Genomic DNA, 4,768 nt, shown 5'->3' with positions numbered 1-4,768 from the left:
GAGTTGAACCGCTCCTCACGACCCTCCGGGCGTGAGAGCACGCCGCACCTCGCGCACCATCTCCGCCCCGCACCGATCGACCAAAACGCGTTCTCACACAGTCTCGGTGGGGAGCGGACCCTGGCCTTGCGGCCGGAAGCGGACTTTCCGCACTCAGTCATCGAAATTGATTAAGCGTGAAGCTCAGCGTGAGACTGGCAGAATTCGATGAACGCGCGGAGTTTCGGCAGAACCTGCTCCCTGCTGGGAAAATAAATGAAGAACCCAGGACTTTCAGGGAGAAACGGTTCAAGGCATGTCCTCAGCAAGCCTTGATCTATCAACGGTCGAACGACAGTACCGATAATATATGTGAGACCAACACCGGATACTGCGGCCGAAAGGCACATTGCAGGACCGTTGACGATCAAAGGTCCTTTCACGGCAATCGAGAAGGTTCGCAGCCCTCTCGCACCACGATCTTCGACGAACGCCCATCGGTGTATGGAGCCGTCTGACAAACGGGCGTTGATGCAGGAGTGCTGTTCGAGGTGCTCCGGCCGTTTCGGTGTGCCTCGTTCGGCGAAATAGGTCGGTGAACCGGCGACCACTTTGGGAGAGGCGGGAGTGAGCCGAACGGCGATCATATCCCGAGCGATCATCTCGCCAATTCGGATACCGGCGTCATAACCTTCCGCCGCTATGTCCGCGAACCGATCCTCGAAAACCAATTCCAGTTCGATGTCGGGATAGGTCGCAGCAAATCCCTTCAGCACGGGCGCCAAAACCGTGTGAGCCACGTAGGGGACGCTGAGACGCAGCAAGCCCTGCGGTTTCGCACCGAGCCGTTGAGCAGCCTCGAAGGCCGCTTCAACGTGGGCCACTCCGACGCGTGCCTGTTCGAGGAACAGCTTGCCGGCCTCGGTCAAGCCAACCGAGCGGGTCGTCCTCGTCAGCAAAGGCACGCCCACGCGCTTCTCCAGGCTCTTGATGCTCCAACTCACGCCAGCCGGGGTGACACCCAATTCCTTGGCTGCTGCGGTAAAACTCCGTCGTTCGGCTACGCGCGTGAAGACCAAAATTCCGTCGAGCAGATCCGGCGTCATTAGCAAGGCAGCCTTCAAAGAGCATAAAAATCCGAAGGGATTATCATTTCAAGCAGAGCTATCACGTTTGTGCATGGTCGTAAGAGGGAGCGCGCTCATGTCCGCTTGGCTTTCGCGGCGCGCATTCGGCCTCGCCGCCGGCGCAAGCGCCGTCCTTCTCAATATGGGAAACACGATGTCCGAGACGCTCACCGAACGTAGCGAACCGCAACCGCGGAAGGTCAGCTTCCCGAGTGGCGACGGGTTCGTCGTGGCGAACCTGTATCTCCCCGAGGATCACGACCCTTCGCATCGTTATCCGGCGGTCGCGGTCGGTGGCTCGTTGACTTCGGTGAAGGAGATGATGGGGGGGCTTTATGCCGGCGAGCTGGCACGCCGGGGCATCATCGCGCTCGCCCTAGACTACCGCAATTACGGCGAAAGCAGCGGTGCCATCCGGCAGTACGAGGATCAGACCTCCAAGTCAGAGGATCTATCCGCCGCGCTCCGTTTCCTAAAAACGCGGCCCGACGTCTCCGGTACGGGTCTGCTCGGCATCTGCACGTCCGGCGGCACGATCATGTATGCGGCGGCCAAGGACCCCAACGTCGGCGCGCTCGCGGCCACAGCGGGCATGTTCTCCGAACCGTCGTTCATGGTCGAGATGATGGGCAAGGAAGGCATGGATCAACGCAGGGCCATCAGTCTTGCGGCGCGCAAGCGATACGATGAAACCAGCGTCATCGAGATCGTGCCGGCCTACGAACCCGGTAACAAGAAGGCGGTGAGTGCCAGCGCCAGCGAGTATTACATGGACAACAGCCGTGGTGGCGGCGTCCGGCCCTGGCGCAACGAGTTCGCGGTGATGAGTTGGGAGGGCTGGCTAGAGTTCGATCCGGTCTCACAGGCAGCTCTTGTCAAAGCCCCTGCGTTGATGATCCATTCGGACAGTGCCGCCTTTCCCAATCAGGCTCGCAAGGCATTCGAACGGTTGGCCGGTCCTAAGGAACTGCACTGGACCGAAGGCAAACATTTCGACTTCTACGACGACGCCGAAAAGGTACGCGAATCCGCGGACCGTATCGCCGCGCATTTCCACAGAACGCTCGCCTGAACGTCGATCACGACCGCTCCCTTCGCTGGTAGGCGGAAGGCGGCTGAGAAAATCACACGATCCGATCGTAGGCCCTCGACCAACAAGCTACCGAGAAGCGGACCTCACCAGGGTCCGAAAAGGGTCGACACCGGACGGTCAGCCCGTTGGCGCTAAATGTTCGCTACCGGACGTCGAGCACACTTCCGCTTCTGGCGCACAACCGAACAGGCGGCACGCGAATTCCTGACCCCTTGCGGACATTCGCCCCGCTTCCGTCGAAGGTCCGGATGGGTTGGAGAGCGGACCCCGCCCCGCTGTCCGAGAGCAGACGTTCCGTTGCCGAGGCGACCCGGTCGTTGGCGACATGGCCCTGGCGCACTGAGTGCGGACGTTCAGATGATGATGGGCACACCCAACGGTTTCTGCATTCGCACGGTCCCGGCTCGGGGCGCTCTCATCCCTCCGCGTAGGACGCCAGTTCGTCCGGCGTCCCGTTCGGAAACGCCCGCCTCAGATGGTTGAGGAACGCCGAAACGCGTGCATTGAGTAGCCGACGCGTCGGGTAGAGGACCCACAGCGCGATGTCCGGCGCGTCCACCTCGCCCCATTGGACCAGCGTGCCCTCGGCCAGATCGCGGCTGACCAGTGAGATCGGCAAGCGTCCGGCGCCGACGCCCGCGCGCACCGCGTCGCGGACCATGATGAGCGATGCCAAGCCGAGGATCGGCTCGACCGCGATCGTCGCATGGCCGGCCGGCGTCCTCACCCGCCAGGCCGCACGGTCGCTGCCCCGCACGACAGCCGGAACGGCCGTGCCTTCGGTCGGCCGGGCGAGGCCGGGGCCCGCCACTACCACCAGTCGGTCGTGCAGGAACGCGCGGCCGACGAGGCGCTCGTCCGAGTCCGGGTTGACCCGGATCACCAAATCGAAGCCCTCCTCGATCATGTCGACGGCCCGGTCCTCTGTCGTGACCTCCAACCGGACCTCCGGGTATTCGAGGGCGAAGCTCGCCGCGAGCTTGCCCATCACGATCTGGGAGAAAAGCAGGGGTGCGCTGATCCGCAGGCGTCCACGGGGCCGCTCGCCGCCCGACGCGATCGCCGCGGCAGTCTCCTCTAGTTCGGTGAGCAGCGCGCCCGCCCGCTCGGACAGCGCCCGCCCCTCCTGCGTCAGCTTCAGGTCGCGTGCGCCCCGCTCGAACAGGCGCAAGCTCAGGCTGGCTTCCAACTCGGCCACGCGTCGTGACAACGTCGCCTTCGGGCGCCCGGTGGCCCGTGCGGCCTTCCCGAACCCGCCATGGCGGGCGACGAGGGTGAAGTCGGCGAGGGCGAGTAGATCCATCGTTCCACCAGCGAGACGGCGCGTCCAGATATAGCTGCTATTGGTGCAGGCGTGGACCGCTCATCTTCGAGTCAGCCAAACGGCTCAACTCGAAGGAACGACTCCCATGACCATCCTCGTCACCGGTGCCACCGGCCGCGTCGGCCGCAACGTCGTCCAGCAGCTCACCCAGCGCGGCGCGCGAGTCCGCGTGCTGACCCGCGAGCCCGCCAAGGCCGATTTTGGGGACGGCGTCGAGGTCGTGAAGGGCGACCTGCTCAGCATCGACGCGCTGCGCGCCGTCTTCTCCGGCGTCCGCACGTTGTTCCTGCTGAATGCGGTCACAGGCGACGAGTTCACCCAAGTGATCATCACCCTGAACGTTGCCCGGGAGGCGGGCGTCGATCGGGTCGTCTACTTGTCGGTGTTCGACGCTGACCGGGCCGTCAACGTCCCGCACTTCGCGGTGAAGTACGGCGCCGAGCGCATGCTGGAGACGATGGGCTTCGGCGCCACGATTCTGCGGCCGAGCTACTTCATCGACAACGAAGTCATGATCAAGGACGTGATCGTGAATCACAGCGTCTACCCAATGCCGATCGGATCGAAGGGTGTCGCCATGGTCGACGCGCGTGACATCGCCGAGGTCGCCGCGATCGAGCTGATCCGTCGCGAAGCGGCACCGGGCCCGCTGCCGGCCGAAACTATCAACCTCGTCGGCCCCGACACGCTCACCGGCGCGGACGCGGCGGCGATTTGGACGGAGGTTCTTGGTCGCCCGGTCGCCTACGGCGGTGACGACCCGAGCGGTTTCGAGGCGAACATGGCGACGTTCATGCCGAAGTGGATGGCCTACGAGATGCGTCTGATGGCCGAGCGCTACGTCAGCGACGGCATGATCCCGGAGACGGGTGACCGCGAGCGGCTGACCGGCATCCTCGGCCGCCCCCTGCACACCTACCGCGACTTCGCCGCCGCGCTTGTCGGCAAGCGAGCGGCGACCGCCTGAGCACCCGCCTCCCGCGCGGCGCCCCGAAGCGGAGGCGCCGCGACCGTAGATCGACGGCTGCTTCCCCCCTCAATGCGTCCCGAAATCGGCCGAACTGCTCACCACCCAATCCGGCCGCCGGCTTTTGACCCAACAGACTGAAAGCGAACCTTCCGAGGGTCGGCAAGGGGTGGAGGCTGTGTGAAAACGTAGCGGTTATGATAGTCTCTGCGGGACAGCGGAGGCGTGTATGGCGCGGTTCATCTGTGGTGCGGATCGCCACCAAGTGACGCTGTTGC

At 64.0% G+C, this 4,768-nt stretch carries 4 protein-coding genes; 2 read left to right on the top strand and 2 right to left on the bottom strand.

Features of this window, described 5'->3' with window-relative positions; all coding sequences use genetic code 11:
- Positions 1-170: 170 nt before the first annotated feature.
- The gene (locus MFF24_RS28435) at positions 171-1,085 is read right to left on the bottom strand and encodes a LysR substrate-binding domain-containing protein (RefSeq protein WP_238229191.1); all 915 of its coding nucleotides are present in this window, start codon (positions 1,083-1,085) and stop codon (positions 171-173) included.
- Between the two features lie 97 nt (positions 1,086-1,182).
- Here MFF24_RS28435 and MFF24_RS28430 point away from each other — a divergent pair, with 97 nt between their 5' ends.
- Positions 1,183-2,178, top strand: coding sequence for an alpha/beta hydrolase (locus tag MFF24_RS28430; RefSeq protein WP_238229190.1), 996 nt, complete (start codon positions 1,183-1,185; stop codon positions 2,176-2,178).
- A gap of 436 nt (positions 2,179-2,614) precedes the next feature.
- Here the strand turns inward: MFF24_RS28430 and MFF24_RS28425 are convergent, their stop codons facing one another.
- On the bottom strand, positions 2,615-3,502 hold the full coding sequence (locus MFF24_RS28425) for a LysR family transcriptional regulator (RefSeq protein ID WP_238229189.1): 888 nt from the start codon (positions 3,500-3,502) through the stop codon (positions 2,615-2,617).
- A gap of 106 nt (positions 3,503-3,608) precedes the next feature.
- Between MFF24_RS28425 and MFF24_RS28420 the strand changes: the two genes are divergently transcribed.
- Complete coding sequence (locus tag MFF24_RS28420) at positions 3,609-4,490, top strand: SDR family oxidoreductase (RefSeq protein WP_238229188.1); 882 nt, start codon at positions 3,609-3,611, stop codon at positions 4,488-4,490.
- Positions 4,491-4,768 lie beyond the last annotated feature (278 nt).

It is taken from the genome of Methylorubrum aminovorans (assembly GCF_022179725.1).
Lineage (GTDB): Bacteria > Pseudomonadota > Alphaproteobacteria > Rhizobiales > Beijerinckiaceae > Methylobacterium > Methylobacterium aminovorans.
This window is presented reverse-complemented; position numbering and strand designations above follow the sequence as displayed.